The organism is Mycolicibacterium sp. XJ870 (assembly GCF_053483975.1).
This window is the reverse complement of record NZ_JBEFTI010000001.1, coordinates 94,450-120,870: the sequence shown is the minus strand read 5'-3', so window position 1 is coordinate 120,870 and position 26,421 is coordinate 94,450. Positions and strand designations below refer to the sequence as shown.

30 protein-coding genes are annotated in these 26,421 nt (G+C 66.9%); 5 read left to right on the top strand and 25 right to left on the bottom strand.

Annotated elements, in window-relative coordinates:
- Nucleotides 1-7: 7 nt before the first annotated feature.
- The 5 genes from ABQF30_RS00655 to ABQF30_RS00635 are packed head-to-tail and all read right to left on the bottom strand — an operon-like array spanning nt 8 to nt 3,999.
- A complete protein-coding gene (locus tag ABQF30_RS00655) occupies nt 8-1,126 on the bottom strand; it encodes an NAD(P)H-dependent flavin oxidoreductase (protein WP_448460173.1) in 1,119 nt (372 codons plus the stop codon).
- 13 nt (nt 1,127-1,139) lie between these two features.
- The gene (locus ABQF30_RS00650; protein ID WP_448460171.1) at nt 1,140-1,952 is read right to left on the bottom strand and encodes an alpha/beta hydrolase; all 813 of its coding nucleotides are present in this window, start codon (nt 1,950-1,952) and stop codon (nt 1,140-1,142) included.
- Nucleotides 1,952-2,983: an NAD-dependent epimerase/dehydratase family protein gene (locus ABQF30_RS00645; RefSeq protein WP_448460169.1), complete on the bottom strand. Its 1,032-nt coding sequence runs from the start codon at nt 2,981-2,983 to the stop codon at nt 1,952-1,954. The genes ABQF30_RS00650 and ABQF30_RS00645 overlap by 1 nt, the downstream gene beginning before the upstream one ends.
- Nucleotides 2,980-3,756: an S-methyl-5'-thioadenosine phosphorylase gene (locus ABQF30_RS00640; protein ID WP_448460167.1), complete on the bottom strand. Its 777-nt coding sequence runs from the start codon at nt 3,754-3,756 to the stop codon at nt 2,980-2,982. Before ABQF30_RS00640 ends, ABQF30_RS00645 begins: the two co-directional genes overlap by 4 nt.
- A 6-nt stretch (nt 3,757-3,762) precedes the next feature.
- On the bottom strand, nt 3,763-3,999 hold the full coding sequence (locus tag ABQF30_RS00635) for a hypothetical protein (protein ID WP_448460165.1): 237 nt from the start codon (nt 3,997-3,999) through the stop codon (nt 3,763-3,765).
- 48 nt (nt 4,000-4,047) lie between these two features.
- On the opposite strand from ABQF30_RS00635, the gene ABQF30_RS00630 reads away from it, so the two are divergent.
- Nucleotides 4,048-4,920 (top strand): 1,4-dihydroxy-2-naphthoate polyprenyltransferase, encoded by an 873-nt coding sequence (locus tag ABQF30_RS00630; protein ID WP_448460163.1) that lies wholly within the window; start codon nt 4,048-4,050, stop codon nt 4,918-4,920.
- A 108-nt stretch (nt 4,921-5,028) separates the two neighbouring features.
- Here ABQF30_RS00630 and ABQF30_RS00625 read toward each other — a convergent pair whose 3' ends face one another.
- The 6 genes from ABQF30_RS00625 to ABQF30_RS00600 form a co-directional block, all read right to left on the bottom strand.
- Nucleotides 5,029-5,592, bottom strand: coding sequence for a Clp protease N-terminal domain-containing protein (locus tag ABQF30_RS00625; protein WP_448460161.1), 564 nt, complete (start codon nt 5,590-5,592; stop codon nt 5,029-5,031).
- A gap of 2 nt (nt 5,593-5,594) precedes the next feature.
- A complete protein-coding gene (locus tag ABQF30_RS00620; protein WP_448460159.1) occupies nt 5,595-5,810 on the bottom strand; it encodes a helix-turn-helix domain-containing protein in 216 nt (71 codons plus the stop codon).
- 138 nt (nt 5,811-5,948) lie between these two features.
- Nucleotides 5,949-7,994 carry a TRAP transporter permease gene (locus ABQF30_RS00615; RefSeq protein ID WP_448460157.1) on the bottom strand — a complete coding sequence of 682 codons (2,046 nt, stop codon included), beginning with the start codon at nt 7,992-7,994 and terminating at the stop codon, nt 5,949-5,951.
- A 2-nt stretch (nt 7,995-7,996) separates the two neighbouring features.
- Nucleotides 7,997-9,013 carry a TAXI family TRAP transporter solute-binding subunit gene (locus tag ABQF30_RS00610; RefSeq protein WP_448460155.1) on the bottom strand — a complete coding sequence of 339 codons (1,017 nt, stop codon included), beginning with the start codon at nt 9,011-9,013 and terminating at the stop codon, nt 7,997-7,999.
- Between the two features lie 189 nt (nt 9,014-9,202).
- Entirely contained in the window at nt 9,203-10,240 is a 1,038-nt protein-coding gene (locus tag ABQF30_RS00605) for an aminotransferase class V-fold PLP-dependent enzyme (RefSeq protein WP_448460153.1), read from the bottom strand.
- A complete protein-coding gene (locus ABQF30_RS00600) occupies nt 10,237-10,518 on the bottom strand; it encodes a DUF4229 domain-containing protein (protein WP_448463331.1) in 282 nt (93 codons plus the stop codon). The genes ABQF30_RS00605 and ABQF30_RS00600 overlap by 4 nt, the downstream gene beginning before the upstream one ends.
- 76 nt (nt 10,519-10,594) lie before the next feature.
- On the opposite strand from ABQF30_RS00600, the gene ABQF30_RS00595 reads away from it, so the two are divergent.
- The gene (locus ABQF30_RS00595; protein ID WP_448460151.1) at nt 10,595-10,759 is read left to right on the top strand and encodes a hypothetical protein; all 165 of its coding nucleotides are present in this window, start codon (nt 10,595-10,597) and stop codon (nt 10,757-10,759) included.
- A gap of 6 nt (nt 10,760-10,765) precedes the next feature.
- On the opposite strand, the gene ABQF30_RS00590 is transcribed toward ABQF30_RS00595, so the two are convergent.
- From ABQF30_RS00590 to ABQF30_RS00555, 8 genes are all read right to left on the bottom strand, one after another.
- The gene (locus ABQF30_RS00590) at nt 10,766-12,043 is read right to left on the bottom strand and encodes a MinD/ParA family ATP-binding protein (protein ID WP_448460149.1); all 1,278 of its coding nucleotides are present in this window, start codon (nt 12,041-12,043) and stop codon (nt 10,766-10,768) included.
- 81 nt (nt 12,044-12,124) lie between these two features.
- On the bottom strand, nt 12,125-13,093 hold the full coding sequence (gene ccsB, locus ABQF30_RS00585; RefSeq protein WP_448460147.1) for a c-type cytochrome biogenesis protein CcsB: 969 nt from the start codon (nt 13,091-13,093) through the stop codon (nt 12,125-12,127).
- Complete coding sequence (resB, locus tag ABQF30_RS00580) at nt 13,090-14,667, bottom strand: cytochrome c biogenesis protein ResB (RefSeq protein ID WP_448460145.1); 1,578 nt, start codon at nt 14,665-14,667, stop codon at nt 13,090-13,092. The genes ccsB and resB overlap by 4 nt, the downstream gene beginning before the upstream one ends.
- Nucleotides 14,664-15,437: a cytochrome c biogenesis CcdA family protein gene (locus ABQF30_RS00575; protein ID WP_448460143.1), complete on the bottom strand. Its 774-nt coding sequence runs from the start codon at nt 15,435-15,437 to the stop codon at nt 14,664-14,666. Before ABQF30_RS00575 ends, resB begins: the two co-directional genes overlap by 4 nt.
- A complete protein-coding gene (locus ABQF30_RS00570) occupies nt 15,434-16,048 on the bottom strand; it encodes a TlpA disulfide reductase family protein (protein WP_448460141.1) in 615 nt (204 codons plus the stop codon). Before ABQF30_RS00570 ends, ABQF30_RS00575 begins: the two co-directional genes overlap by 4 nt.
- The gene (locus ABQF30_RS00565; protein ID WP_448463329.1) at nt 16,048-16,635 is read right to left on the bottom strand and encodes a histidine phosphatase family protein; all 588 of its coding nucleotides are present in this window, start codon (nt 16,633-16,635) and stop codon (nt 16,048-16,050) included. The genes ABQF30_RS00570 and ABQF30_RS00565 overlap by 1 nt, the downstream gene beginning before the upstream one ends.
- Nucleotides 16,636-16,673: 38 nt before the next feature.
- The gene (hemL, locus tag ABQF30_RS00560) at nt 16,674-17,978 is read right to left on the bottom strand and encodes a glutamate-1-semialdehyde 2,1-aminomutase (protein WP_448460139.1); all 1,305 of its coding nucleotides are present in this window, start codon (nt 17,976-17,978) and stop codon (nt 16,674-16,676) included.
- A 35-nt stretch (nt 17,979-18,013) separates the two neighbouring features.
- Nucleotides 18,014-19,396 carry a cytochrome P450 gene (locus ABQF30_RS00555; RefSeq protein WP_448460137.1) on the bottom strand — a complete coding sequence of 461 codons (1,383 nt, stop codon included), beginning with the start codon at nt 19,394-19,396 and terminating at the stop codon, nt 18,014-18,016.
- 805 nt (nt 19,397-20,201) lie between these two features.
- Here ABQF30_RS00555 and ABQF30_RS00550 point away from each other — a divergent pair.
- On the top strand, nt 20,202-20,582 hold the full coding sequence (locus ABQF30_RS00550; protein WP_448460135.1) for a nitroreductase family deazaflavin-dependent oxidoreductase: 381 nt from the start codon (nt 20,202-20,204) through the stop codon (nt 20,580-20,582).
- Nucleotides 20,583-20,638: 56 nt separating this feature from the next.
- Here ABQF30_RS00550 and ABQF30_RS00545 read toward each other — a convergent pair whose 3' ends face one another.
- The 3 genes from ABQF30_RS00545 to ABQF30_RS00535 all read right to left on the bottom strand — a co-directional run bounded on the left by ABQF30_RS00545 (nt 20,639) and on the right by ABQF30_RS00535 (nt 21,836).
- A complete protein-coding gene (locus ABQF30_RS00545) occupies nt 20,639-20,938 on the bottom strand; it encodes a carboxymuconolactone decarboxylase family protein (protein WP_448460133.1) in 300 nt (99 codons plus the stop codon).
- Nucleotides 20,939-21,113: 175 nt separating this feature from the next.
- Nucleotides 21,114-21,596 carry a pyridoxamine 5'-phosphate oxidase family protein gene (locus ABQF30_RS00540; RefSeq protein WP_448460131.1) on the bottom strand — a complete coding sequence of 161 codons (483 nt, stop codon included), beginning with the start codon at nt 21,594-21,596 and terminating at the stop codon, nt 21,114-21,116.
- Between the two features lie 36 nt (nt 21,597-21,632).
- Nucleotides 21,633-21,836, bottom strand: coding sequence for a hypothetical protein (locus tag ABQF30_RS00535; protein WP_448460129.1), 204 nt, complete (start codon nt 21,834-21,836; stop codon nt 21,633-21,635).
- A gap of 124 nt (nt 21,837-21,960) precedes the next feature.
- Between ABQF30_RS00535 and ABQF30_RS00530 the strand changes: the two genes are divergently transcribed.
- Complete coding sequence (locus ABQF30_RS00530) at nt 21,961-22,317, top strand: ANTAR domain-containing protein (RefSeq protein WP_448460127.1); 357 nt, start codon at nt 21,961-21,963, stop codon at nt 22,315-22,317.
- Here ABQF30_RS00530 and ABQF30_RS00525 read toward each other — a convergent pair.
- From ABQF30_RS00525 to ABQF30_RS00515, 3 genes are all read right to left on the bottom strand, one after another.
- A complete protein-coding gene (locus ABQF30_RS00525; RefSeq protein ID WP_448460125.1) occupies nt 22,309-22,965 on the bottom strand; it encodes a hypothetical protein in 657 nt (218 codons plus the stop codon). The two genes, ABQF30_RS00530 and ABQF30_RS00525, sit on opposite strands and share 9 nt — an antisense overlap.
- Nucleotides 22,966-23,058: 93 nt before the next feature.
- Nucleotides 23,059-23,652 carry a TetR/AcrR family transcriptional regulator gene (locus tag ABQF30_RS00520; protein ID WP_448460123.1) on the bottom strand — a complete coding sequence of 198 codons (594 nt, stop codon included), beginning with the start codon at nt 23,650-23,652 and terminating at the stop codon, nt 23,059-23,061.
- Complete coding sequence (locus ABQF30_RS00515) at nt 23,639-24,493, bottom strand: oxygenase MpaB family protein (RefSeq protein WP_448460121.1); 855 nt, start codon at nt 24,491-24,493, stop codon at nt 23,639-23,641. Before ABQF30_RS00515 ends, ABQF30_RS00520 begins: the two co-directional genes overlap by 14 nt.
- A 121-nt stretch (nt 24,494-24,614) precedes the next feature.
- On the opposite strand from ABQF30_RS00515, the gene ABQF30_RS00510 reads away from it, so the two are divergent.
- Nucleotides 24,615-26,204 (top strand): HNH endonuclease signature motif containing protein, encoded by a 1,590-nt coding sequence (locus tag ABQF30_RS00510; RefSeq protein ID WP_448460119.1) that lies wholly within the window; start codon nt 24,615-24,617, stop codon nt 26,202-26,204.
- Nucleotides 26,205-26,421 lie beyond the last annotated feature (217 nt).

Here is a 26,421-nt window from a genome sequence, read left to right as displayed (position 1 = left end):
GCAACCGTCAGTCCGGCAGCGAGTTGCTCAGCCGTTCGGTCGCGGCCAGGTAGTCCTCGATGAACTCACGCACCACCTCGCGGGCCGGTTTGACCTTGTTCATCAATCCCACGCCCTGCCCGACGAAGTACGTCGCCAGCGCCTGCGCGCCGGGATGGCCTTGGGCGGCAAGCACATCGACGCGCCGGATGACCGGTTCTGCCAGCATGTTCTGCAACGGCAACGGTAACGGCTGGTGCCCGCCCTTGTTCGGCAACCACGCGTCGGTCCATTCCGAAACCAGCTGCCGGGCAGGCTTGCCCGTGCGTCCCGCCGAGCGCACGGTGTCCCGCGATGTCGCCGCGAGCATCTTCTGCACGGTGTGCGGCGCGGTCTCGGCCTCCTCGGTGGTCAGCCACACCGAACCCGTCCACGCCCCGGCCGCACCCATGGCCACCGTCGCGGCCATCTGACGGCCCGTGACGATGCCGCCCGCGGCCAGCACGGGTACCGCCCCCTCGATCGCGTCGAGAACTTCCGGGATCAGCACCATCGTGGTGACCTCACCGCAGTGCCCACCCGCCTCGGTGCCCTGCGCGACGATCAGGTCGACGCCGGCCTGCACCTGTTTGACGGCGTGCTCCTTCGCTCCCACCAGCGCGGCGACCGGAACACCACGCTCCTTGCCCGCCTCGATCATGTAATCGGGCGGCACGCCCAGCGCGTTGGCGATGAGCTTGATCGGGTGGCTCAACGCCACGTCCAGCAGGTCGTGGCCGGTGTCGCCGGACAGGAAAGACGGGCCGGTCCGGGGCGACGCCTCAGGTTCGATGCCGTGGTCGGCGAGCAGTTGCGCGACGAACTCGCGGTACTCAGCCGGGATCCGGTCGGTCAGCTGACCGCGCGACAGGTTCTCCCCCTTGCCCTCGAACTTCGCAGGCACGACGAGGTCGAGGCCGTACGGTTTCCCGCCGACGTGCTCGTCGATCCACGACAGTTCCTGGTCCAACAGTTCGGGGGTGTAGGCGGTGGCGCCCAGCACGCCGAAGCCGCCGGCGTTGGTCACCGCGGCCACCACGTCACGGCAGTGGCTGAAGGCGAAGATCGGAAAGTCGATACCGAACTGCTCACAGATGGCGGGTTTCACCCCACCAGTATTACTAGGTCAGACCAGTCGAGGACAGGAACCCTTCGATCTCGCCGAGCATCTGCCGGCCGTCGAGCAGTGACGGGTCGTTGTGATTGGCGCCGGGCACGGCGACATATCGCTTCGGATCGTTCGCCGCGTCGTAGAGCCGCCTGCTCAGCTGCTCGGGGACGATGTCATCGCGGTCGCCGGCGATCACCAGCACCGGCACATGCACCGACCCGATGCGCTCGAGCGACGGATACCGGTCGAGCAGCAGGCGCCGCACCGGCAGCCACGGGTAGTGCACCGCTCCGACGTCCGCCAGTGACGTAAACGGCGACCGCAGCACCAGTGCCGCCGGGGGCTTCTCGACCGCGAGGCCGAGTGCGACGGCCGCGCCGAGCGATTCACCGAAATAGGAGATGCGCTCGACGTCGGGCTGGTCAGCCAACCACCCCTGCGCGGCGCGTGCATCGGCAGCCAGGCCCTCCTCGGAAGGGCGGCCCGGGTTACCGCCGTAGCCGCGGTAGTCGAACAGCAGGACCGACATGCCCATCTGGTTCAGCGCGGCCGCCAACGGTGCGCGCAATGTCCGGTCGCCGCCATTGCCGTTGAATACCAGCACCGTCGAGCGGCTCGGACCGGGAAAGTACCAGGCGCCCAACCGGATTCCGTCGTCGGTGGTCAGCTCGACGTCCCGGCCGCCGGGTAACACCGTCGCTGCCGGTGGTACCGGGCCCGGCGACGGGAAGTAGATCAGCCGCCGCTGCGCAGACCACAGCGCGGCCAGCAGACCAGTCGTCACGAGTACGACCGTAACGACGACCGCCAGCAGCCGGCGCATTATCCCCGCAGCGGAGCGAATGCGAACTCGCGCAGACCGTCCCGCGGATCGACCACGGCCCGGAAGCCCAATACGTCCGCTGCCTTCGCCGGGTCCGCGACGATGTGGCGGACGTCGCCAGTGCGGTACTGGCCGGTGACGACGGGGGCGGGGGCGCCGCGCACCTCACATAGCTGGGTGGCGACATCCATGATCGAGATCGGGTGCCCCGAGCAGATGTTGAACGCGGCGAACCCGTCAAGCCCTGCCTCGACCGCGGCCACGTTGGCAGCGGCTACGTCGTCGACGTGCACGAAATCGCGCATTTGCCCGCCGTCCTCGTAAACCCTTGGGACATCGCCGGATTCCAGCTCCGAGCGGAAGATCGCGGCCACCCCCGAGTACGGGGTGTCCCGCGGCATGCCCGGACCGTAGACATTGTGATAACGCAGCGCCATGACCGAGGCCCGGGCAGCATCGCTGAAGGCCAGCGCGTAGTGCTCCTGAGCGGTCTTGCTCGCCGCATACAGACTGCGGGGCCGCAGTGGTGCGTCCTCACCAACCAGCTGCCACCGCAACGCTTCTCCACCGATCGGGCAGCGATGTTCGAACACCCCGCTGTCCAGATCCGCACGGTCGCGCGGCAGCGGCTCGACGGGACCGTGCTCAGGGCAGTCATAGCGGCCCTGCCCGTACACCACCATCGAGGAGGCCAGCACCAACCGTTCACACCCGGCGTTGAACATCTCGGCGAGCAGCACCGACGTGCCGAAGTCGTTGTGGCTGCCGTAGGACGGGGCGTCGGCCGCGTTCACCCCGGCCCCCACCACCGCGGCCTGGTGACACACCACGTCGACCCCGTCGAGCAACGGGGCCAGGGCGGCGCTGTCACGAACGTCGACCACCCGGCACTCCGGCGGCGGTTCGGTGCCGGCCCGGTGCGCGGCCTGCAGCATCGCATCGACGGCGATCACGTCGTGCCCGGCGGCCCGCAATGCCACGGCGATCCGGGTTCCGATGAACCCGGCCGCACCGGTCAGCAGAACCCTCACGGCAACTCGAACGGCAGTTTCACACCGTCGTGGGCGAGGCAGTGCGTGCAGGTCCGTTCGACTGCCACGGCCTCAAGCGCCTCGTGCACGAGCTTTTTGAACGGCACCATGTTGCGTTCGAACTCGGCGAACACATCAACAGCTCTGACGGCCGACTCCATATCGATGCCCGCATCCAGATCAGTCACCAAAGCGATAGCTGCATAACACATTTCGAGTTCCCGTGCGAGCACGGCCTCGGGATAGCCGGTCATGTTCACCAGCGTGAAGCCCTGGCTTGCGAACCACCGGCTCTCAGCGCGAGTGGAGAACCGCGGCCCCTGAATGACCACCATGGTGCCGCCGTCGACGACGTCGGGAAGCCCGGCCGCCGCGGCGCGCAACGCCGGGCAATACGGATCGGCGAAGGCGACGTGGATCCCGCCGGAATCGAAGTACGTGTCGCTGCGGCCGCTGGTGCGGTCGACCAATTGATCGGGCACAACCATCGACCCCGGCCCCAGTTCGGCGGTGAGGCTGCCCACTGCACACGGACCGAAGATCCGCCGCACCCCGAGCGCCCGCAGCGCCCACATGTTCGCGCGGTAGGGCACGGTGTGCGGCGAGTACTCGTGGTCGACCCCGTGGCGAGGCAGGAACGCGACCTCGTGCTCGCCAACCGTGCCGACTGTGACCGGTGCGCTTGGTGCACCGTAAGGGGTGTCCAGGCTGACGGCCCTCGCGTCGGGCCCGAAGAACGAGTAGAAGCCGCTGCCGCCGATAACTCCGAGCATGCAGCGTTATTCGGTCGGTTCGGCGGATTCCGCGTCGGTTTCGGCGTCGAGCCGGGCTTTGGCTTGGCGTGCGCTGTCCCGGATTTCGAAGGCGTCGGTCGCCAGACCACCGATTGCCGTCGCCACATCCTTCACCGCGGTGGTGATGATGGTCGCGACCTCCCCCACCGTCGAGGCCACTGCCTCGACGGACTCCTGCAGCACATCCTTACCGATTTCGGTCTTGCTGAGCTGGTCCTTCATGACCATCAGTGTAGGTCGGTATGCCGCCGTACTCCTACGATGGCGCTCGTGGCCAGTTTCGCGCAGTGGATCGAGGGCGCCCGTCCGCGCACGTTGCCCAACGCCGTCTCGCCGGTGATCGCCGGGACCGGGGCGGCGGCTTGGCTGGGCTCCACGGTGTGGTGGAAGGCGCTGCTGGCATTGGTGGTCGCGCTCGCACTGATCGTGGGCGTGAACTACGCCAACGACTACTCCGACGGCATCCGCGGCACCGATGACGTGCGGTCCGGGCCGCTGCGACTTGTTGGTTCCCGGTTGGCGTCGCCCCGCGCGGTGCTGACCGCCGCGATTGCGAGCCTGGCCGTCGCCGCGGCCGCCGGAGTGGTGCTGGCTGCGCTGAGCGAGCCGTGGCTGATCGCCGTCGGCGCGCTGTGTATCGCGGGGGCGTGGCTGTACACCGGCGGCAAGAAGCCCTACGGCTACCTCGGATTCGGCGAGGTGGCGGTGTTCATCTTCTTCGGCCTGGTTGCCGTGCTGGGCACGCAGTACACCCAGGCGCTGCGCGTCGACTGGGTCGGTGTGGTTGCCGCGGTGGTGATGGGCTCGCTGTCGTCGGCGGTCTTGGTGGCCAACAACCTGCGCGACATTCCCACCGATGCGCAGTCAGGCAAGATCACGCTTGCGGTGCGCCTCGGCGACGCCCGGACCCGTCTTTTGTTTCAGGTCCTGCTGGCTGTTGCCTTCCTGCTCACGCTGGTTTTGATGGCGGCGACGCCGTGGTGCGCGGTCGGACTGGTGGCCTTGCCGTTGGCGTTGCGGGCGTTGCGGCCGGTGCGTTCCGGTCTTGGTGGCGCTGGGCTGATTCCGGTCCTGCGCGACACCGGGCTGACGATGCTGGTGTGGGCGATCGCGGTGGCTTTGGCGCTGGGTTTCGGTTCTTAGCGCGAGCAGCTGCCGGGAGAGCTGCGCGGTGCGGTGTGCGGTTTCATACGCAACACTCCGGGCGAGGCGTATGAGATCACACACTCGCGAATGCACCGGTTCTGAAGTTCAGGCGGCCTTGTCCAGCAGGCCGACGATGCCGTCGCGCAGTTCGGCCGCGCTGACGTGCTCGGTGATCAAGCCGACGGTGTAGTCGTCGCCCCCGCGCAGAATGCCCAGCAGGATGTGTTCGCACCCGATAACGCCGTCCTTGTGCGCCAGCGCTTCTCGCAACGCCAGCTCCAGCACCTTCTTGGCGGATTTGGTGAACGGGATATGCCCACGGCGGCGACGGCGCCCGGATCGACGCAGCGCGTTGTCGAATGCGTCGGCTCCGAATGTGTGATTCACGCTGTCGCGCACGGCCCGCAGGTCAATCCCGATCGATCGCAGAGCTTCCGCGTCACCATCGAACGACTCGTCGCCGGGTGCGTCAGCGGCCACCAGCTTGCTGCGCACAGTATCGGAGGTGAGCCCGAAACCCGCTAGCAGCGCTGACAATTCACGTCCGGAGCTCTGCAACACCCCGACCAGAATGTGTTCTGGCCGAATATCGTTGGCTTCGAGTTCGCGGGCCTCTTCCTGCGCCAGAACCACTGCCACCCGGGCGTTGCGGCTGAACCGTTCGAACATGGTCATTTCCTCCGGTTGTGCTTCTGATGCACTGCCTGGCGGCTGACTTCGAGCGCATCGGCGATCGCCTGCCAGCTCCAGCCTTGTTCGCGGGCGTTCGCCACGTGAATGGCTTCCAGGCGCTCCTGCAGTCGCTGCAGTGCCCGCACCGCACGCAAACCGACAGCGGGGTCGGAACTGCTGAAGCCGTCGGTCGACAGCGCGTCGACATCACTCATATTCGCGAAGGTAGTTCGGTGCAGACGACGTGTCAAGCAAAGTTGACACTGTTGGCCGCCGTACCCGTCGTCGACTGCGCGAGTGTGCGATCTCGTACGCCTCGCCCGGAGGGTTGCGTACGAAACCGCACAGTCGGCCTAATTTTCTGCTCGGCGGAGAAGGCGACCTAACACGAGGTGAAGGACCAGCGCTATCGCAAGTAGCCCGGCTCCTGCCGCGATCGTCAGCGGCTCGAAGTACAACAACAACGCCGCGGCCGGCGCGCACAGAACCCGCTCCGGCCACCGCGCCCGACGGATCATCCACCCACCGGTCACCACCGCGAGCCCGGCGACGGCCAGCGCCGCGACCGCCGCCGTCCAGACCGCATCACCGAACGACCGCAGGCCGAGCAGGCCCTCGCCGTTCTCGGTGAGCACGAAGGCGAACGGCACCAGGAACGCCGGAAGCGTGTACTTCCAGGTCTGCATCATCGTGGCGATCACCCGGCCGCCGGTGATCGCCGACGCCGCGACCGAGGCCAACGCGGTCGGAGGCGTCACTTCGGACAGCACCGCGAAATAGAAGACGAACATGGCCACCGCCGGTGCCGCGACGCCGAGATCCTGCAGGGCGGGTCCGATGATCACCCAGCTGATCACGAACGACGCGGTGACCGGCACCGCCAGCCCGAGGACCGACACCGCAATTGCGGCGAACAGCGCCGTGAAAATCAATACGGCCGTGGGGTTTTCGCTGATGAAGCGGGCGGTGTTCACCAGGATGGAGTTCAGTTGCAGGCCCAGGCCGGTTCTGGTGATCATCGCCGCGATGACGCCTGCCGCCGCACACACCGCCGCCACGGACAGCACGCCTCGCACCCCGGTGGCCAGCGCGCTGTACAGCCGGGCGGGTGTGAGCCGGTGTTCGCGGTCCAGGAACGACAGCACGATTTGAATTGCGGTGGCGTACACCACTGCTCGGATCGCCGACATGTCCATCGCGAGGAATACGACGATCATCACCAGCGAGATGAGGTGATAGCCGAATCGTCCGAGCAGCCGCCACGCCGGCTGGGCGGTCACCTCGACTTCGCGGGTGCCATAACGGCGGGCATCGATCTCGACGGCCAACAGAATTCCGAGGTAGTACAGGATGGTTGGCGCGACGGCCCACAACAGCACGGTCAGGTAGGACACCTGCAGGTATTCGGCGATGATGAACGCCGCGGCGCCCAACGTCGGCGGAGACAGAATCGCGCCGATGCCGGCGGCGGCCAGCATGCCGCCCGCGTTCTCCTTCGGGTAGCCGGCCTTGTTCAGGATCGGCCAGCACACCGAGCCGAGACTCACGGTGGTTGCGGTGCCCGACCCCGAGACACTGCCCAGCAGAAAGCCTGCCAGTGTCACGGTCCGTCCCGGCGCGGCGCGAGACCGGCGGAACGCGGCGAAGGACAGATCGATGAAAAACTTGCTGGCACCGGATGCGTCGAGCACTGCGCCGTAGATGGTGAACAGCACGATGTAGGTGGCCGCGACGTCGAGCGGCACGCCGTAGAGGCCCGTCGACTGGAGGAACGACGCGCTGATGATCTGTTCCCAGTCCACGCCTGCGTGGGCGATCGCCGCCCCCTGCGGCAGGTAGCCCCCGTAGTAGGCGTAGCCGAGGGCGAGCAGGCAGACGATGGGTAGCGCGAGACCCGTGGTGCGCCGGCACGCCTCCAGCACCAGCAGCAACACGATTGTCCCGACGATCACGTCGATCGCGACCGGCGTGGCCTGCCGGCTCAGGAACTCATCGAATCCCCCACCGCCGCCCGCCATTTCGAACGGCAGCACCGGATAGAGGCACGCCACCAATGCCACTGCGGCGAGCAACCAGTCGACCGGCGTCGGGTTGTCCCGTCGTTCCTGCGGCGGCTGGTCACCACGCGACCACAGCCGGCGCAACCGCAGCCCGGAGCGGTAGCACAGCAACGTCAACGGCAACACCGCGGCAAGGAACAAGATCAGCGAGTACTGGTTGCCCTGCGCGAGCGGGAAGAACACCTGATAGATCGCGAACAGTCCGAGCAGCACACAGGCCGCGGCTACCGCACGGCCGACCCACCCGGTCAACCGGCGCGCCGGCTTCTCATCCTCGTATGCGGCCGCGGCCACGACCTCTCCGGCCGGCGCCGGCCGGTCGGTATCGCGTTCGGTCACCGTTAGCTGGCCGCGCCGAGCTCGTCGAGAGCCTTCTGGGCGCCGGGATGCAGCGGGACCGGGCTGGTCTGACGGGCGGTGTCCAACGCGATGTTGTCGGCCGCCTTGTTCGCCTTGACCAGATCGGCCTTGTGCTCGAACAGTGCCTTGGTCAGCACGCACGCCGTGTTGCCGTCCATATCGTCTTTGACGAGAAGCAAGTTGGGCACCACGACGGTCGGCACGTCCGCCGGAGTCTGGTACGTGGCGGCGGGAATGACACCCTGCTCGTAAATGGGGTTGATCTCCTTCAGCTTCGTCAGCGTGTCCGTCACGTCGATGAAGTTGACCTGATCGCGCCTGCTGACGAAGAGGTCGGTGATGCCGCTGGTGGGCAGCCCGCCGGACCAGAACATGGCGTCGATCGAGCCGTCCTTCATGCCCTCCACCGTCTTGCCGAGCTCGGTGCGCTGGGCCTGGACATCGCCGGCGGGGTTGAGGCCGGCGGCCTCGAGCATCCGGTTGGCGATCACCTCGGTGCCGGAGTTGGGCGCACCGGTGGATACCCGCTTGCCGCGCATGTCTGCGACCGAGTTGATGCCCGTGCCGGCGCGGGCGATCACCTGGGTGTAATTGGGGTAGAGCCGCGTGAGCGCCGCGATCGGCTGCTTCTCGGTGAACGACGCGGTGCCGTTGACGGCGTCGGCTGCGGTGTCGGCCAGCGAGAACGCGATCTGGTGGGTGCCCGCCACCAGCTGCTGAATGTTCTGCAGCGACGCCGACGTCTCGGCGGCGGTGGCCTTGAGCTTGCCCGCGGTCTGCTGGCTGATCGCCTCGGCCAACGCGCCGCCGAGGGTGTAGTAGACGCCGGTGGTGTTGCCGGTCGCGATACTGAGCCGCGCATCGGTGGTGACCTCGCACGATGTCGGCTGGGCCGTCTGCGCGGCATTGTCTTCACCGCGCTGCCCACCACACCCGGTCATTGCCAACAACATTGCGCCCAGGACAGCCAGCCCGGTGGTTGTCGCGTTCTTCCCCATCATGTTCCCTTCGGATCAGCGGCATCGTCATCGGCAAGTCGTGTGCCGATCATGTCGCGGATCACCGCCGGCGCGTAAGAGAATGAGCGCGTTGGACGGATATTTCTCGCACAATCCACCATTTGACGCCGGACCGGTGCCGGCCACGGTATTGCACGGCAAGGCATCTCGTACACGCGAGCCGCCGAGTTACCGGTTGACCGCCAGAGCGTCGAGCAGCCGGTCCAGATCGTCCTCGGTGTTGTAGAGGTGAAAGCCCACCCGCACCGCGCCCGCCCGCATCGACGCACGAATGCCTGCCTGCTGGAGGCGGTCCGCCGCGCCGTCGATGGGGATCGACACGATGGCCGAATCCTGTTGTGGCAAACCGATCTCGACCCGCAGCCGGTTGGCCAGCCCGACCGCGTGGGATTGCACCGCGACCGGGTCGAGCGAAGCCAGCCAGGGCAACGTCAGACCCGCGCCGAGCACGCCGAACCAGGCCGGTGAGGTGTCGAACCGGCGCGCGTCGGAGGCCAGGCGCAGCGGCAGTCCGTAGATCGACTGCCACGGTTCCTCGCCTGCGTACCAGTTGGCCGCGTGCGGTGTCATCAACGCGGCGAGGCGCTCGCTCAACGACATCCATGCCGTACCCCGCGGAGCCAGCAGCCATTTGTACACCGCCGCGACGGTGACGTCGGCCCAGCCCAAATCCAGGTGTTTCCAGCCGGCCGCCTGCGTCACGTCGATCACGGTCAAGGTGTCGGTTCCGGCGACGGCGTCGCGCAATGCTGCAGCGTCGAGCAGCGCACCGGTAGCCGACTGCACCAAGCTGACCGCCACCACGTCATAGTCGGAAGCGTCGCGCGCCAGCTCGTCGGGCGCGAGTTCGGTCACCTTGACGCCACGTGCGGACTGGGCCGCAAACGGGAATGTTGTGCTGGTGAACTCGCCTGCCACGACCGCGACGCGGCTGCCGTCGGGAATCGCGGCTGCCACCAGGCCCAGCGCGGCGGACACGTTGCCGGCCATCGCCACCGATTCAACCGGCACCCCGGCCAGCGCCGCGTACCCGGCCCGACCGAGGCGCACCGGCTCGTCGAACGACGCGGCGTCCATCGTGCCGGCCTGCCAGTCGCCGATACACCGGTGCAACGCCTGCACCAGAAACTGCGGCGGAAGTCCGTAGGTCGGAGAGTTGAGAAACCCTTCGGCGCCCGCGAATTCCGCGCCGAACGCCTCCCTCACTGCTCTGTGGGCGGCTCGTCACCGCGCAGCCGAGCTCGCAGCTGTTCGCGGTCGGTGCGTCTGCGTTCGTCGAACACCGCGATGGACGCGGTGGCCCGCTCCCGCAGTGGCCGGAACAACCAGATGCCCAACGGCAACGCGATCACAAATGCGAACAGCAATGCCACCACGACAGGGAAGTCACCGACGATCAGCTGACCCACCCCGTAGATCACTGCGGTCAACACCACCACCAGCACCAACCTGGCCGCGGTGTAGGTCAGCACATCGACAACCATGCGAGAGGCGGGACGACTTCCTGGCACGTACTCGAGCCTACCGACGACGCGTATATTCGGAGCAAGGAGGTTTCGAGTGGCGTATCTACTCCTGATTCTCGCTGTAGCTTGCCTGGTCTATGTCGGCTGGCGATTGGCGCGGGCTTCGGGCAACCAACCCCGAAGGCGCGTAATCGGTCCCGACGACGATCCGGATTTCTTACGGCGGCTCGGGCATAACGACAACAACCCGCGGCCCTAGCGCGGATCAGCGCGGGTCGGCGGCCCGGCGTGCCCCGGGGAAGTCGCCGGCCACCACGGCCGCCAACTCGATGAGCGCCTCGCGCGTCGCGGGCTTTAGCCGCTCCAGGCTGATCTCGGCGCCCTCTTCGAGATGCGGATCGAACGGGACCAGCCGCACCGCACGGCAACGCCGGGAGAAATGGTCGACGACCTTCGACAGGTCGACCTTTCCGGAGCGCGGTCGCACCGCGTTGATCACCGCGATCGAATTGCGCACCAGGTCCTGGTGGCCGTGCGCGTCGAGCCAGTCAAGGGTCGCTGCGGCACTGCGGGCCCCGTCCACCGAGCCGGAGCTGATCACGACCAGCACGTCGGCCTTGGACAGCACCGATGACATCGCCGAATGCATCAGACCGGTGCCGCAGTCGGTGAGCACCAGGCTGTAGAACCGCTCCAGCACCTCCAGTGCGCGGATGTAATCCTCGGAGCTGAACGCCTCCGACACCGCCGGATCGCTCTCGGAGGCCAGCACCTCCAGCCGGCTGGGTCCTTGGGAGGTGTATGCGCGCACGTCGCTGTAGCGCTCGATGCCTTCGGCGTCACGCAGCAGGTGACGCACCGTGGCAGCGGTCTCCAACGGCACCTTCTGGCTCAGCGTGCCGCGGTCGGGGTTGGCATCCACGGCCACCACCCGGTCACCACGGATCGAGGCGAACGTGGCGCCCAGCGTGGCGGTGATGGTGGTCTTGCCCACCCCACCCTTGAGCGAGAGCAGCGCGATCCGGTAGCAACCCTGCAACGGCTGGCTGACTTGGCCGATCAGATCGTTGTGGTGGCTGGCCTTCGGGCTCTCGCCGACATTGATCTTCTTGAACGACGCGAGGTACAGCCACTTGCGCCAGCCCGCCGAGGGCGGCGCATTGCGCTGGCCGAGCAGCGCGGTGGTGGAGAGGTCGCGGTAGGCCGAAGCGATGTCTTCAGCGGCGGGCCGCTCAGCACCTGTAGCGGCGGGCGGCGGCACAAGCACGGGCGGCACGGGCACCGGCGGCACGGACGAGTTGGGCACCTGTGGCGCGGTGATCACCGGAATACCGTGCGGCGGTGTCGGAGCCGTCCACTCCGCAGGCAGCGGCGTGCCGACACCGGGCTGGGAGGGGTCGCTGAACCGCTGCTGACTGCGGAAGCCGGGCACCGGCGCGAACACCGACGGAACGACCGGTTCCTCGACGGCCGGCGGGGTGTCCGGTCCTGTCGTGGACTTGTCCACCGTGCTGGATACAGGGTGTTCGGATGACTCGGACACGGAATCCCCTCTTCTCGGACAGCTTCCGACGGGCCCGACAATATCGCGCCACGTCGTCGGGGCGCGCGCGGCGTCAGCCGCTCAGCCGACTCCGGCGTACGAATGCAGACCGACAGTAACCAGATTGATGAAAAACAGGTTGAACACCATGGCGACGAAGCCGACGACGTTGATCCAGGCGGCCTTGCGGTCACGCCAGCCAGCCGTTGACCGGGCGTGCAGATATGCGGCGTAGACCACCCACGCGATGAAGGACACCGTCTCCTTGGGGTCCCAGCCCCAGTACCGGCCCCAGGCCTCCTCGGCCCAGATGGCGCCGAAGATCACCCCGAAGCCGAACACCGGGAAAGCGAAGATCGTGGTGCGGTAGGCGATCCGGTCCAGGGTTTGCGCGTCGGGCAGGCGTTGCAGGACGCGTGCCACGGCACCGTCGCCCTCGCCCAGTCGCGACATCTTCACCAGGAACAGAAGGCTGGCGACGCCTGCCACCAGGAACACACCCGAACCGAGGCTGACCACCGACACGTGGATGGGCAACCAGTAGGACTGCAGCGCGGGCATGACGGGGGCGGCGTTGGTGTAGAGCCAGCGGCCCGACACCGTCAGCAGGATCAGAACGGGCACCAGGACGAACACCCACAGCGCGCGGTACTGCGGCCTGCGCAGCACGACAGCGGCGGCGATCAAACCGCTGAAGCAGGTCAGGTTGATGAACTCGTACATGTTGCCCCACGGCACCCGTGAGGTGGCCATGCCGCGCAGCACGATGCACAAGAGCAGCAGACCGATTCCGACGTAAGTCAGGGCCAGGCCGGTCTTGCCGACCCGCTCATCGAACGGCCGCTTCGGTTCCTCGACGATGACGCCGGGGGTGACGCTGTCGGCACCCACCGTCGCACCGACCAGTTCGCGGGACTGGACTCGACGGCTGCGGCTGTAGGCGAGCTCGACGGCCAACAACAGCAATGCCCCCACCAGCACCAGCACCGACGAGGTGAAAGCCCAGTCGGAGTACCTGGCCAGCCCGATGTCGATGTGCTCGGTATTCACTGATCCGCCTTTGTCTTCTCTTCTGTCGGCACGTCACAGCCCTCCAGCAGCCGTTCGGTCAACCGCTCGAACTCGTCGCCCCACCCGGAGTTGTCGGTGCGGGCCAGCCCGCCAAGCTCGACGCTCACCGTACCCCCGCCAGCGGCTCCCACCCGAACCCAGACCCGGCGCCTGCGCACCACCAACGACACCAGCAATCCAGCCATCATCGACAGCGCAAACACCAGCACCCAGATCTGAGCGGGGTCGTGGGACACCTGCAGGTTGACGAACGGCTTCGCCCCGTCGAACCGCACTTTGGTGCCGTCATCGAGCGTCGTCTCCTGCCCCTGCTCCAGGTTGACCCGGGCGACCTTGGTGAGCCGGTTCTGCCCGATCAACCGGGGATCCAGCGAGAACAACGACTGGGGGCGGCCGGTGTCGAGGCCCGCGTCACCCTGGTAGATGTCCACCGCGACGGCGGGGTCGTTGAGCGCCGGGAAGCTCGACGACAGCAGGGTTCCGTCGAGTTGTTTGGTTGGCGCGAACAAGCCCTGGATCGCGATCTGATGCTTGCGGCGCTCGTCCTCGTCGGGGTAGGTGCCTGCGGGCGGGTCGATGCGCACGACGCCGGAGGACAGGAAGGTGATCTGTTCCTCGGGTCGCCACTGGATGGTCTGGCTGCGGGTCTGGCCGTCAGGGAAGGTGACCGTGAACGACGGCGCGTACCCGCGGCCCTGCAGGTACACCCGGTCGCCGCCAACCCGCAACGGGTGGTTGACCTCAAGTCGATAGGGCCGCCAGGTGTTGGCGGTCAGGTCGTCCCCGGCCTGGTAGTCGATGTCGGCGGCGAAGGACAGCGCCTGACCGGACGGTAGGTAGTCGGCTTCGAAGTTGTTGACGCGCACGCACATCGGGTTCAGCGAGGTGCCGTCGACGGTGTTGCCCGCACGGAACGAGTCGAACGCCGCAGGCGAGGCCGTGCAGAAACCGGGCCCGCCGTCGGCGATCACGATCACGTTGCCCTCGTAGCCGAACAACTTTCCGGCGGCCACCGCGACCAGCAGACCGAGTAGGGAGAAGTGGAAGACGATGTTGCCGAATTCCCGCAGATAGCCCTTCTCCGCTGAAATCTCGGTGCCGTCGTCGGTGCGGCGAGTCACGGTGCGCCAGCCCTTGAGACGTTTGGTCAGCGTCTCGGCGAGCGCGTCGCGGTCGGCCACCACCTGCTCGACGTGGTGTTTGGGCAGCCGGCCCAGGTTGCGGGGCGCGGCGACCGGGACGGCCCGCAGGTTGCGGACGTGCTCGATCATCCGCGGCGTCAGACAGCCCACCAGCGAGATGAACAGCAGCACGTAGATCGCGGTGAACCAGAAGCTGGAGAACACGTCGAAGGCCTGCAGGCGGTCCAGCCAGGGGCCCAGGGTCGGGTGGGTGACGAGATACTCGTCGACCTTGGATTCGTTGAGGCTGCGCTGCGGCAGGAGCGCACCCGGAATGGCCGCGAGCGCGAGCAGGAACAACAGCACGAGGGCCGTGCCCATCGACGTCAGCGTCCGCCAGGTGTTCCGTACCAGCGCGAGGAACCCGGTCATATCGGCAACCTGACGTCGGAGACGAAGGCGTCGCGCACCCAGGACACGAACTCGTTCCACAGACCGGTGACCAGTGCGGTGCCGACCAGGATCAGCAGGATCCCACCGAAGATCTGGATGGTCCTGGTGTGCCGGCGCAGCCAACCCAGGCCTGCAACGGCGTGCGCCGAGCCCAGCGCGAGCAATACGAACGGGATCCCCAGACCCAGGCAGTAGGCCAGCACCAGCACCACGCCGCGCGCCACGCTGGCGCCGTCGGTGGCCGACGCGACCGCGATCACGCCCGTCAGCGTCGGCCCCAGGCACGGCGTCCAACCCAGTGCGAACACCGCCCCCAGCAGCGGTGCCCCCGCGACCGTGGACAGCTGCCGCGGGGTGAAGCGTGCCTGACGCTGCAACGCCGGGATGAAGCCCACGAACACCAGACCCATCACGATCGTGACGATGCCGCCGATGCGTTGCAGCAGAAGCTGATTGGCGATCAGCGTGGTGGTCATACCGAGCACCGCGACGGCGCCGAGCAGGAAGACGACGGTGAACCCGGCGACGAACAGCGCGGCCGCACCGGCTACCCGCAGCCGTGCGGTCTTGAGCGCAACCTGGCCAGGCTGCTCCTCCGAGACGCCGACGACCGCGGCCAGATACGACAGGTAGCCCGGAACCAGCGGCACCACACACGGCGACGCGAACGACACCAGCCCGGCGAGCACGCTGACGCCCAGGGCCAGCAGCACCGGCCCGGCAGCGGCGATCTCGGCGAACCCGGTCATTTCTGTGGCCCCGGTACTCCGGTTGACTCCGAGGCCAGCCGCTCTACCAACGGTTGCAGATCCTCGGCCAGCAGTTCGCGCAGGAACACCGCGGCCACCCGATGCTGTCGGTCCAAGACCACGGTCGACGGGATCACTGTGGTCGGGTACTTGCCGCCGAAGGCGATCATGGTGCGCATCGGCGGGTCGTAGATGGACGGGAAGGTGATGCTGCGGTCGGTGACGAAATCGACTGCGGCTTCGCGATTGTTGTCGCGGACATCGATGCCCAGGAACTGAACGCCTTGGCCACGGGTCTGTTCGAAGACCTTCTGCAGCTGGGTGATCTCGGTGCGGCACGGCCCACACCATTGGCCCCACACGTTGATCACCACCACCTTGCCGGCGAAGTCGGCGAGCGAGATGGTTTTGGACGGCTCGGTCAGCGACGGGCCGGCCAATGGGCCTGGGCGGCCGCGACTTTCCGGCGGATCGTAGAAGATGTCGGTCTTGCCACCCGGGGCGACGAACTCGAACGTGCCACCCTGGGCCACTGCGTCCTCACCGGTCGAGCATCCGGTGAGCAGCGCCAACAACGCCACCACCACGACCCGCGCGACCCACCGCGTCACTAGATACCCCAGGGCTCCGAATAGCCCCACCGGATCAGGCGGTCGTCGTCGAACGTGAACGACGTGACGGAAGCCAGGTTGCACAGCCGGCTGTGCGGCAACGGAAGGTGTGCGAGCTTGCGCCCGATCATCGCGCGGCGCAGGGTCTCGACCGGGAGTTGGTGGCTGACGCAGACCGCCTCGTGGCCTGCCGCTTTGAGGCGGGCGCGGTGCAGCGCAGCCGTCATGCGCTCGGCGACCTCGGCGTAGGGCTCACCCCAGGACGGCTTGTTCGGGTTGTGCAGCAGCCGCCAGTTCCGTGGGTCGCGCAGCGCACCGTCGCCCGGCGAAACCCGCTTGCCCTCGAACTGGTTCCACGACTCGATGAGGTCGTCGTCGGTGTCGATCGACAAGCCGTGGCTTGCAGCGATCGGCGCCGCGGTCTCCTGCGCCCGCTCCAGGGGCGAAGCCACCACGTACACGACGTCGTGCGTCGCCAGCCAGTCCGCTGCGGCCTGCGCCTGGGCCCGGCCCCGGTCGGAGAGGTGGTAGTCGGGCAGCCGACCGTAGAGCACCTTCTCCGGGTTGTGAACCTCGCCGTGCCGCATCACGTGCACTGTCGTTCTTATGGGCACTGTTCTTTCTGTCACGCCTTGGCCTCCGCGGCGGCACGGGCTGCACCGGGCAGCGCGTCGGCGATGCGGGCGAACGCGTCGTCATCCAAAGCCGCTGATACAAACCAGGTTTCGAATGCACTGCACGGCGGGTAGACCCCAGCATCCAACAGCGCGTGGAAAAACGGTGGGAATCGCCAGGTTTCGGTGGCCTTAGCCGCGGCGAAGTCGTTGACCGGTTCGTCGGTGAAGAACACGCTGAGCATGTTCCCGGCGCGCTGCACCCGGTGCGCCACACTGGCTTCGGTCAACGCGCCGGTGAGCAGATCGGCCAGCCGGTCGGCGTTGGCGTCGAGTCGGGCGTAGGCCGCGTCGTCGGCATTGCGCAGGGTCGCCAGCCCGGCCGCCATCGCCACGGGATTACCCGACAGCGTGCCTGCCTGATAGACCGGGCCCAGCGGGGCCAGCCGGCCCATCACCTCGGCGCGGCCGCCGAACGCTGCGGCGGGCAGGCCGCCGCTCATCACCTTGCCGAAGGTGAACAGGTCGGCATCCACCGGGTCCAGGCCGTACCAGCCGGCTCGGCTCACCCGGAATCCGGTCATCACCTCGTCGAGGATCAACAGGGCGCCGTGCTGGGCGGTGATGCGGCGCAGGGCAGCGTTGAATCCGGGCAGCGGAGCCACCGTGCCCATGTTGCCCGGGCTGGCTTCACTGATGACACAAGCGATTTCGTCGCCGAACCGGCCGAAGACCTCCTCGACGGCGGCGACGTTGTTGTACGGCAGGACGATCGTGTCGGCCGCGGCCGCACCGGTTACCCCAGGCGAGGACGGGAGCCCGAGGGTGGCGACACCCGAGCCGGCGTCGGCCAGCAGCGCGTCGCTGTGGCCGTGATAGCAGCCGGAGAACTTGATGATCTTGGCGCGGCCGGTGAAGCCGCGGGCCAACCTGATGGCGCTCATGGTGGCCTCGGTACCGGAGTTGACCAGGCGCAGCAGCTCGACCGGGGCCACCCGGTCGATGATCTCGGTGGCCAGTTCGGTCTCCGAAGGCGTCGGGGCGCCGAAGCTCAACCCATCGACGGTCACCTTCTGCACCGCCTCGACGACGGCCGGGTGGGCATGGCCGAGCAGCATCGGTCCCCACGAGCAGACGAGGTCGACGTAACGGTTGCCGTCGGCGTCGGTCAGCCAGTAGCCGTTCGCGGAGGTGATGAACCGCGGGGTGCCGCCGACCGAGCTGAACGCGCGGACCGGGGAGTTCACTCCACCCGGGATCACTGCGCAGGCGTCGGCGAACAGTTGGGCCGAGCGCTGGGTCTGGTCGACACGCATGGCCACCAGTGTCCCAGCCGGTGCAAATGCGTCAACTACAGGGTGTAATAGTTCGACGTAGTTGGTTTTGGCCGCGCACGCACGCTGGCCCTGATCGGCCCCTTGGCCACTGTCGTGAACGGCACCTCGACGGGAAAGTCGTCGTCGGCCGAGACGACCTCGACCGCCCGGATGATGGTGGCCAGCGCCAGCGTCGTCTCCAGCCTCGCGAAATGCTCACCGATGCACGCCCGCGCGCCGCCGGCGAACGGCAGGAAATGCCACCGGTCGCGCTTTGCCATGTTTTCTGAGCTGAACCGGTCGGGGTCGAACACGTGCGGGTTCGGCCACAGGTCCGGGTCGTGGTGCAGGGCGTAGATGCCCACCGCCACCAGGCTGCCGGCCTCGACCCGGTAGCCGCCCACGGCGATGTCACGCAGCGTCAGCCGGCCGACGCCGGCAGCCGGCGGGCACATTCGCAGCGCCTCGTGCAGCACCTGGACGGTGTAGCCGAGCCTCGGCACATCGGCGGGGGTCAGCTCGCGATCGCCGATCGCAGCGGCCTCGGCGGCCACCCGGTCCTGTATCTCAGGATGGTGCCCCAGCACCCACAACGCGTAGGTGAGGGCCGTCGCGGTCGTATCGTGCCCGGCCAAGATGAAGATCAGCAGGTCGTTGCAGATGTCCTCATCGGAGATCGGCTGCCCGGTCTCCGGGTCGGTCGCCGCGATCAGCGCCTGCACCAGCGGTGCGTCGTGCGTCGGATCGGCGCGGCAGGCCTGCAGGATCTCACTGGTCACCCCGCGCATGGCCGACACTGCGTTGCGGGCGCGTGCCCGCGCCGGGGTGGGTAGCCAGCGCGGCGCCCGCAGCGGTCGCAGTGCGCGGTCGGTGGCGTAGGACGACGCGACGTGCATGTGCTCGACGATGACGTCGGCGCGCTCGTTGAGGTCGAGGCCCAGCACCGAGCGGCCCAGCGACTGCATGGTGACGCGGCGGCATTCGGCATCCAAGTCGATGTCTGCACCGTCGCGCCAGCTGTCCACGGCGTTCTGCGCGGCCCGGGACATGTGGCCGCCGAACGCGCGCACCTGCTGTTTGGTGAACACCGGCTGCAGTGCCCGTTTGCGTGGCCGCCACTGCTCGTTGGGCAGCACGAACAGGCTGTCGCCGGCGGCATGCCGTACCTCGTCGTGCACGATGCACCGCTCGGCGAAGGCGTCGTTGCGGCCCAGGACGTCGCGGATGCCGTCGGCGGAGAAGACCGCGACGAGTGGTGGAACCAGCCACTTGGGCCCCAACTGCACACGGGTGACGGGTCCGCCGGCGGCGCGGATCAGTTCCTGCCCGGTGTCGAGTGTCCGAACCGCATGCGCCAACTGCCGGATGGACAGCGGGTTGCGGGGCGCCAGCGGCAGGGTGCTGACATCGACACGCATGGCCACCAGTCTCGCAACCGATGACGCCCTAGTAGTAACAAGGGGCGCATTTCTTTCTCGGGCTCTGGTTTGGTGCCGCGCCACGTCGTGTTCTTGTGCCGCGTGTGGTGATTTCTACAGAGCGACAACGTCCCCGAGTTTGATTCGTGCCTGAATCTGAGCCAGGAGTTCAACCCGGCGGGCAAGGCCCCGGTAAGAAGAGCGACCAGCACCACCCTGGCGGAAGGGGTGGAGTCAGGTTCGGCGGCGGTGGTGGTGGCGGAGGCGGACTCGCTCCCTCGAAAATGTTGTCCGCGACATTGCCCTGCCCGTGGTAGACGTAGAAGTACGTGTGGCAGACGTTGTTATCCCAAACCACCGGGTTCACACGGAGATTGCCGGTCTGCACCGGCGGATCTCCTGGGCACCAACGACATGGACCGCTTGGGCTGTCGGCGGGGCAACCCGGCCATGGCCTCGCCGGGGCGCTACCTGCGCCCAGCCCCAAACCGGCGACGGCGACACCGCCTGACAGCAGCACGCCGACGACGACCCGCTTCACATTGCGAGTCGCGTTCTTGCTCGGCTTTGCATGCGTGGCAATGGTCATTGTCTGCTCCTCCCGATCCCCGAGGCCCCGTCCGAGTGGGTCTCACCCGAGATCGTGAAGACTGAACGTAAAGCGGTCCCCGCCGGGTGACTGGCGTAGTCGACTACCCCAGTTCCACCAGATGCGCTACGCCGCAATGAGGTGTCGACTCGCGAGAAGCGCGCGCCGGCCTCGGCGGTTTGGCGCAGCACAGCCTTATTCACGCATGATGAAGCCATGCAACTACCGCAGTGGCTGGCCCGCTTCAACCGGTACGTCACCAACCCGATCCAGCGCATGTGGGCGGGTTGGGCGCCGACGTTTGGGATCCTCGAACACGTCGGACGCAAATCCGGCAGGCGGTACCGCACCCCGCTGTCGGTGTTCAGCACCGAGGAGGGGGTGGCGATCGTGCTGACCTACGGCCCGAACCGGGACTGGCTCAAGAACATCACCACGGCCGGCGGCGCCGAGATGCGCCGCCATGGCCACACGATCCGGCTCACCGACCCACGGATGGTGTCCAAAGATGAAGCGGCTACGCACGTGACGGGACCGATGCAGAAGGTCGTCGCCCGGCTGCCGTTCGAACAGGCCGTCTTGCTGCGGCGTGTCTAGTCCGTCGCAGGCCTAGTTGGCCGGCCGCATTCAGCGATCTTCGCCGGCGTGGCGCCTCACTCGCTGTCGGCGATGCTCTTCATGGCCTTCCAGCCGTGCGTAACCGCACCTCCGGCACGCAGCGCGGTCGCGACCATCACAGCCTCGGCAACATCGGACTTGGACGCTCCCGCCTGCACGGCTCGCTTTGAATGATCGGCGATGCAGTATGGGCATTGTGTTGTCACGGCTACTCCAACCGCGATGAGTTCACGGGTTGCGAGATCGAGGTTGCCGGAGTTCTTACTGAACACCGCCTTATCGAAACCAAAGAAAGCCGAGACCATCTCGGGAGCCGACTCGCGAAGGTCGGTCATGAACTGCACTTCCCCGTCATGCGAATGCATCCGTACACCTTTCCCATCGGTGGAGCCGCCGCTCCACCGAACTGAAATCACCGACTTGCCAGATATACCCTACCCCGGTACCGCATAGCGCTACATGACCCGTCGGCCGCCTGGGCAAAACAGCCCTAGCCTCGTCGATACGGGTTCAGGCCCGCCAGCTGAGTACGTCGCCGGCACCCGCGGTCATCACCGTCCCCGGCATCACCCGCAACCGGTACGGGGTCAACCGCAGCACGGCAAACTCGTCCGACGTCGGGCCCGCGCTCCACTGCGGAATGATGTGCGGGTCGTAGCCCACCGGTTCGGGGCCGTTGGCGAATTTGTCCCACACCTGGGTGCAGGTCTCGTCGTCGGTGTACCACTCCACCAGGCACTCGGCCGAGCAGGTGTCGTGGCTCGTCGTCCAGTAACTCACCGAGACATGCGGGTGCACGGCAAGATGCGCCCGTTTGACGGGGCTGGGCACCGTGGCGACCCACCCGAACAGATCAGTGCCGTCCCACTCCCAGATCGGGTGCAAGATTCGTGTGCGCGGCTGCCCGTCGGCATCGACGGTGGCCACTGAGGCCCACACGATCGAATGAGCCATCTCGACGAACGCGGGCGCAATCTGGCGCAAAGGAGTCACAGCGCCACCCTAGGCACTACATGGCCGTCAGGTCGGTCACTCCTTTTCTTTGCCGTAGACCGGCTTGCCCTCGTCGTCGACCCAGTCGTTGACGGCCGTGCCGGACACCGTTTTTCCGCTGCCCGGCAGCGTGGTCGTCGGACGATCGTCGTCGTACGTCTCCATGACGCGCTTGGCCTCTTCCCGATGTTTATCGGTGACCGGTGGCCGCTCGGTGGGCCGGCCTTCTTCGGTATCCATGGCTATCGACTGCCCGAAATTGGGAGCTGCCAAACGGCTAGATCTGTACCGGAGACGGTAGCCCTCAAATGTGGTTCCATCGGTTTTGTCCGCCTGGACGGGGTTCACCCGCACACGGGTGGGTATGCCAACAAATGAAGCTGCGACTTGGTGTGGAGGTGATGATCTGGTGTACGCCCAGACCGGATCGCCCGAAGATCAACGTGCCGGCGCGCGGACTCTCGATACCGCCAAAGGAATCGTGGTCGCCTTGCGCCGGTGCAGCACGAGTGAAGCGTTCGCACTTATCGTTCAGAAAGCTCATCGGCACCGCGTCGGGCCTATCTGCCTAGCCGAAGCTCTCGTCACGATTGCGCAGGACGCGCCGACCCAACATCTCGACGGAAGTTCCGTCACCGCCGCCCACGCGTTGTGGATGGAGCTACGACGCACCGAGCAAGACGCCGTTGCGTCGGGCGCAATGGCCACGCCTTCAGGATGATTCGGCGCGGTAACGCGCGACGAGTTGCCCGTACCCACAGGTCGCGGCGAGCGCCAATTCACCTTCGCGGTCAGCTTCTTCCAAATCCTGCATCCATTGCCGCAGTAGATCTGGACCCTCGCGGTCTGCCCGGCCACCGGTGAGTCGTCCGAGCTTGCGGATGTAGTGGTCGGCCAGCGTCAACCGGTGCACAGCGGAGACCACGTCAACGGCTTCGCCGGCCCACACCCGCACCACCCTGCGATAAGCGGTGATCTCGCCGGCCGGCAGACCGGCACGGTCCAAACCTGAGCGGGCGTCGGCCAGCTCGCCGAGCAAGTGCCTGCGGCTGGCCTTCAGCCCCTCACGCACCGTGCGCAACTGAGCCTCGAACGACGCGCCCGCGAGCACCTGGTCGGTGCTCGGCGGACGAATGCCCTCGTCGAAGTCGACGGGAGGCCAATGCCCGAAACTGTCCAGCCACCAAGCCAGCTCGCCGATGGCGACGTTGAGCTCAGCGCGATGCTCGTCGAGGTGTGCGGCGTACCTATCGTGCGCGTTGGCCCGCATCAGCTGGGAAGCCTGAGCAACCGTGTCGGCCAGGGCAGTGTGGGCGGCCACCACTGCGGCGATGTGATCTCTCGGCGTCCTGTCGCTGGGCAAGGTCAACGGTGTCCTGTCCCGAGGCCGCGGCGCCACCTCGAGCGGCCCGTCACACCCCGTACCAACTCGCCTTCCCGTCCGTGCACCACCTTGAAACCTTCAGGCCGGTACGGCCCGAACGGAAGCAGGGAGGCTGGGCAGAAAATGCCGGGTGGCGAACGCCCGGATGTCATCAGCCGTATCGAGAGGCTGAACGCTGGGCAGCAACAGCACCATTGCCGCGTAGCGCAGGATGGTGTCGGCCAGATCGTTGACGGCCTGCTCACCGATTCGGTCGGCAAAACCGGGCGGGAAGATCACCTTGAGCGCAGCGGCCATGCGCTCGACTGCCGCGCCGTAGTGGCGGTGCATCATCTCCATCACCAACGCGGGCTCGTCGCCGATCATCCGGTTGAGCACCCGGTGCCGCCGGAACCGCAGGATCGAGAGCGTGAACGCCTCGACGTAGTAGTTCGACTGCGGCCCCGAACTTTTCAACTCATTGGCGATGTCGGCGAACAGCGCCACATTCTCGCGCTCGATCACTGCCCCCACCAGTTCGTCCCGGTTGGCGAACCTGCGGTAGATGGTGGTGCGGCTGACTCCGGCGCGGCGGGCTACATCGTCGAGCGCGACCCGGCGGAAACCGTGCCGCTCGAACTCGACGAGTGCCGCGTCGAGGATTGCCTCGCTGGCGGCGTCAGCCCCTGGCATAGCCCTTTTGCGCGAATTTGTTGTAGCGCACGCTCATCGGCAGATGATCCCACACCCAGTTCACCGGGCGGGACCGCCAAAACGCCGCGAAGCGCTGGTAGTTGCGTTCCTGGCGCTCGCTCCACGGAAGCTCGAGCAGGTCACGTGCCCGTGGCGGCAGGCCGCCTGCGGTCAGGAAGGCCGCCGCGGGGTTGAACACCAACGCGATGACCCGCCATAACGCCGGGTGCACGCCCTTGGGGCACGGGAATCCTTTGGTGACATAGCCGACGCCGTAGCGCGCACTCTTGTGAGCGACCGCGACCTCATCCATCATCCGGTCCCAGTACTGCTCGAATTCGGCATAGGTGGCCGGCATCGGGCGGTCGCTGACGCCGTAGCGGCGATACCAGGTCTTGGACTCCAGGTAGATCTGCTCCTTCTCCGCGTCGGTCAGACGCTTGACGAAGGTGTCGGCGAAGTAGAACACCTGCTCGACGAAGGTGGCATGGGCCCAGAAGTAGGTCTCCGGATCCAGTGCGTGATACCGACCTCCGTCTGGCATATCGCCCTTGACGTGGTGGTGGAAGTCGCGGACCTGGGTGCCGGCGTTATCGTCCTCGGCGCCGTAAACCGTGCGGAAAATTGGCGGGATCGTGCGCTTGAGCCGCTCGGCAGTGTCGGAGAAGAAGGTCGAATGGTCCAGTACGCCCTGGCCCAATTCAGCCAGCATGTTCTGCAAGACCGCGGGCCGCGGCCCGATCAGGTACATGCGGTTGTCCCCGAAGTACTTCCAGACCAGGGACTGCGACCCAAGGGGCAGGGCGTCGGTCTGCTGCGGCTGCTCAGCCAGTTCCGTCATGGACACAGTGTTACAGATTTTGCCCTTTGTACCAAGCGGCCGTGATCAGACTCACGCAGCGACGCTTCAGCGCAACCGAAAAGCGTTGCCCACCTCACCAAATGCAGGTAGTATCGAACATGTGTTCGAGTTGCTCGATCGGTCGATGCTCAGTGATTTCACTGACGCCGCGCTGATCGACGCCCTCGCTCACCGCACCCGCACCGAAGCCGCCGCGGCCGCTCAACGCCTGGCCCTCATCGCCGAAATCGTGTCCCGGCACTGCGACGACGAAGACCACACCTCAGCCCTGCAGGTGATCGACGGCTGGGAATGCGCAACCGCGGCAGTCAGCGCCGCCTGCAACCTGACCCGCGGCGCCGCCTCGGCCCAGATGTGCATCGCCCAAGCGCTACGCGAACGACTTCCCAAAGTCGCGGCCGTGTTCGCCCGCGGCGAGATCTCGGCGAAAGTCATCTCGACCATCACCTGGCGCACCCACCTCATCGTCGACGACGACGCATTGGCCTTGATCGACACCGCCCTGGCCGGCGCCGCCACCACCTACGGAGCGCTCTCGGTGACCAAAGCCGAGCACGCCATCGACGTGTGGGTCGAGAAATTCGACCCCGCCGCCGTGCGCAAAACCCGCACCGCCGCCCGCGACCGCGACATCCACTTCGGTGACGCCGACGACCCCAACGGCACCGTCTCGGTCTGGGGACGCCTGCTGGCCACCGACGCAGAGCTGCTCAAAAAGCTGCTCAACACCATGGCCCGCGGAGTCTGCGACAACGACCCACGCACCATGGGCCAACGCCGCTCCGACGCACTGGGCGCCATCGGCGCCGGCGCCGACCACCTCACCTGCCAATGCGGCAACCCCGACTGCCAGGCCACCGGCATCGACCCCCGCTCCCGCGCCGTGGTGATCCACCTCCTCGCACAGACACTGCCCGAAGCGGCCACCGCCACCCCCGACCACAACGGCGGCGACACCCAGCAGGACACCGACATCGACGCGCAGCCCGTCGCGCAGTCCACCAAAACCATGCCTGCGGCCACCGCGCCACGGGATCCGCGGATCCACGGTGAATGCGGCGCCCACGATCTCGACGCCGACCGGGTGCCCGCCGTGTGCGGTGGCCCGGCCGTCATCCTCGGCGGCGGGATCGTGCCCGCCCCACTGCTCGCCGAACTCATCGCCACCGGCGCCACCGTCAAATACCTCAGCACCCCAGCCGACCTCGACGACCAGACCGGCTACCGGCCCTCCACGAAAATGGCCGCGTACGTCCGGATGCGCGACATGCGGTGCATGTTCCCCGGCTGCGCAGTCTCAGCCGACTATTGCGACCTCGACCACAGCACCCCATGGCCCGCCGGTGCCACCCACCCCGGCAACCTCGGCGCCAAATGCCGAAATCACCACCTAGTAAAAACATTTGAGACCGGCGAGGACGGCTGGACCGACCTTCAACATCCCGACGGCAGCCACACCTGGACCGCACCCACCGGCCACACCTACCACACCACACCCTTCAGCCAGATCCTCTTCCCCGGCTGGACCACCCAAACCCCACCCCCACCAACAAAACCCACACCGACACCAACCACCGACCGGACCCACAAGATGCCGGTCCGCAATCGCACACGCCAACAAACCCGCAGACAACGCATCAACGCCGAACGCCGACTCAACATCGAACTGAACAAACCCCCGCCCTACTAGCGGAACCCGCGGCGAGCCGCACTGTAGGTTCTCAGACCCCGTATCACCCCGCGACCTCCCGGCCCGCGGTAATGCGGGTTGTCTCAAGCGATTTCATCGAGCAGATTTCTCAAGCTCGTTGCTGCCGACAGATGTTGATGAACAGCAGCTGCAGAGTCGTCGCGACCGTGAGTACGAGTGGCCACCACACGGCGTCCGTCTACGACGTCTCAATTGG

Excerpts from the sequence above, each read along its gene's own strand:
- ABQF30_RS00650 (WP_448460171.1), bottom strand. The coding sequence starts at position 1,952 with ATGCGCCGGCTGCTGGCGGTCGTCGTTACGGTCGTACTCGTGACGACT.
- ABQF30_RS00640 (WP_448460167.1), bottom strand. The coding sequence starts at position 3,756 with ATGCTCGGAGTTATCGGCGGCAGCGGCTTCTACTCGTTCTTCGGGCCC.
- ABQF30_RS00635 (WP_448460165.1), bottom strand. The coding sequence starts at position 3,999 with ATGAAGGACCAGCTCAGCAAGACCGAAATCGGTAAGGATGTGCTGCAG.
- ABQF30_RS00625 (WP_448460161.1), bottom strand. The coding sequence starts at position 5,592 with ATGTTCGAACGGTTCAGCCGCAACGCCCGGGTGGCAGTGGTTCTGGCG.
- ABQF30_RS00620 (WP_448460159.1), bottom strand. The coding sequence starts at position 5,810 with ATGAGTGATGTCGACGCGCTGTCGACCGACGGCTTCAGCAGTTCCGAC.
- ABQF30_RS00610 (WP_448460155.1), bottom strand. The coding sequence starts at position 9,013 with ATGGGGAAGAACGCGACAACCACCGGGCTGGCTGTCCTGGGCGCAATG.
- ABQF30_RS00600 (WP_448463331.1), bottom strand. The coding sequence starts at position 10,518 with ATGGTTGTCGATGTGCTGACCTACACCGCGGCCAGGTTGGTGCTGGTG.
- resB (WP_448460145.1), bottom strand. The coding sequence starts at position 14,667 with ATGACCGGGTTCCTCGCGCTGGTACGGAACACCTGGCGGACGCTGACG.
- ABQF30_RS00575 (WP_448460143.1), bottom strand. The coding sequence starts at position 15,437 with ATGACCGGGTTCGCCGAGATCGCCGCTGCCGGGCCGGTGCTGCTGGCC.
- ABQF30_RS00565 (WP_448463329.1), bottom strand. The coding sequence starts at position 16,635 with ATGCGGCACGGCGAGGTTCACAACCCGGAGAAGGTGCTCTACGGTCGG.
- hemL (WP_448460139.1), bottom strand. The coding sequence starts at position 17,978 with ATGCGTGTCGACCAGACCCAGCGCTCGGCCCAACTGTTCGCCGACGCC.
- ABQF30_RS00555 (WP_448460137.1), bottom strand. The coding sequence starts at position 19,396 with ATGCGTGTCGATGTCAGCACCCTGCCGCTGGCGCCCCGCAACCCGCTG.
- ABQF30_RS00550 (WP_448460135.1), top strand. The coding sequence starts at position 20,202 with ATGCAACTACCGCAGTGGCTGGCCCGCTTCAACCGGTACGTCACCAAC.
- ABQF30_RS00545 (WP_448460133.1), bottom strand. The coding sequence starts at position 20,938 with ATGACCGACCTTCGCGAGTCGGCTCCCGAGATGGTCTCGGCTTTCTTT.
- ABQF30_RS00535 (WP_448460129.1), bottom strand. The coding sequence starts at position 21,836 with ATGGATACCGAAGAAGGCCGGCCCACCGAGCGGCCACCGGTCACCGAT.
- ABQF30_RS00530 (WP_448460127.1), top strand. The coding sequence starts at position 21,961 with ATGCCAACAAATGAAGCTGCGACTTGGTGTGGAGGTGATGATCTGGTG.
- ABQF30_RS00520 (WP_448460123.1), bottom strand. The coding sequence starts at position 23,652 with ATGCCAGGGGCTGACGCCGCCAGCGAGGCAATCCTCGACGCGGCACTC.
- ABQF30_RS00515 (WP_448460121.1), bottom strand. The coding sequence starts at position 24,493 with ATGACGGAACTGGCTGAGCAGCCGCAGCAGACCGACGCCCTGCCCCTT.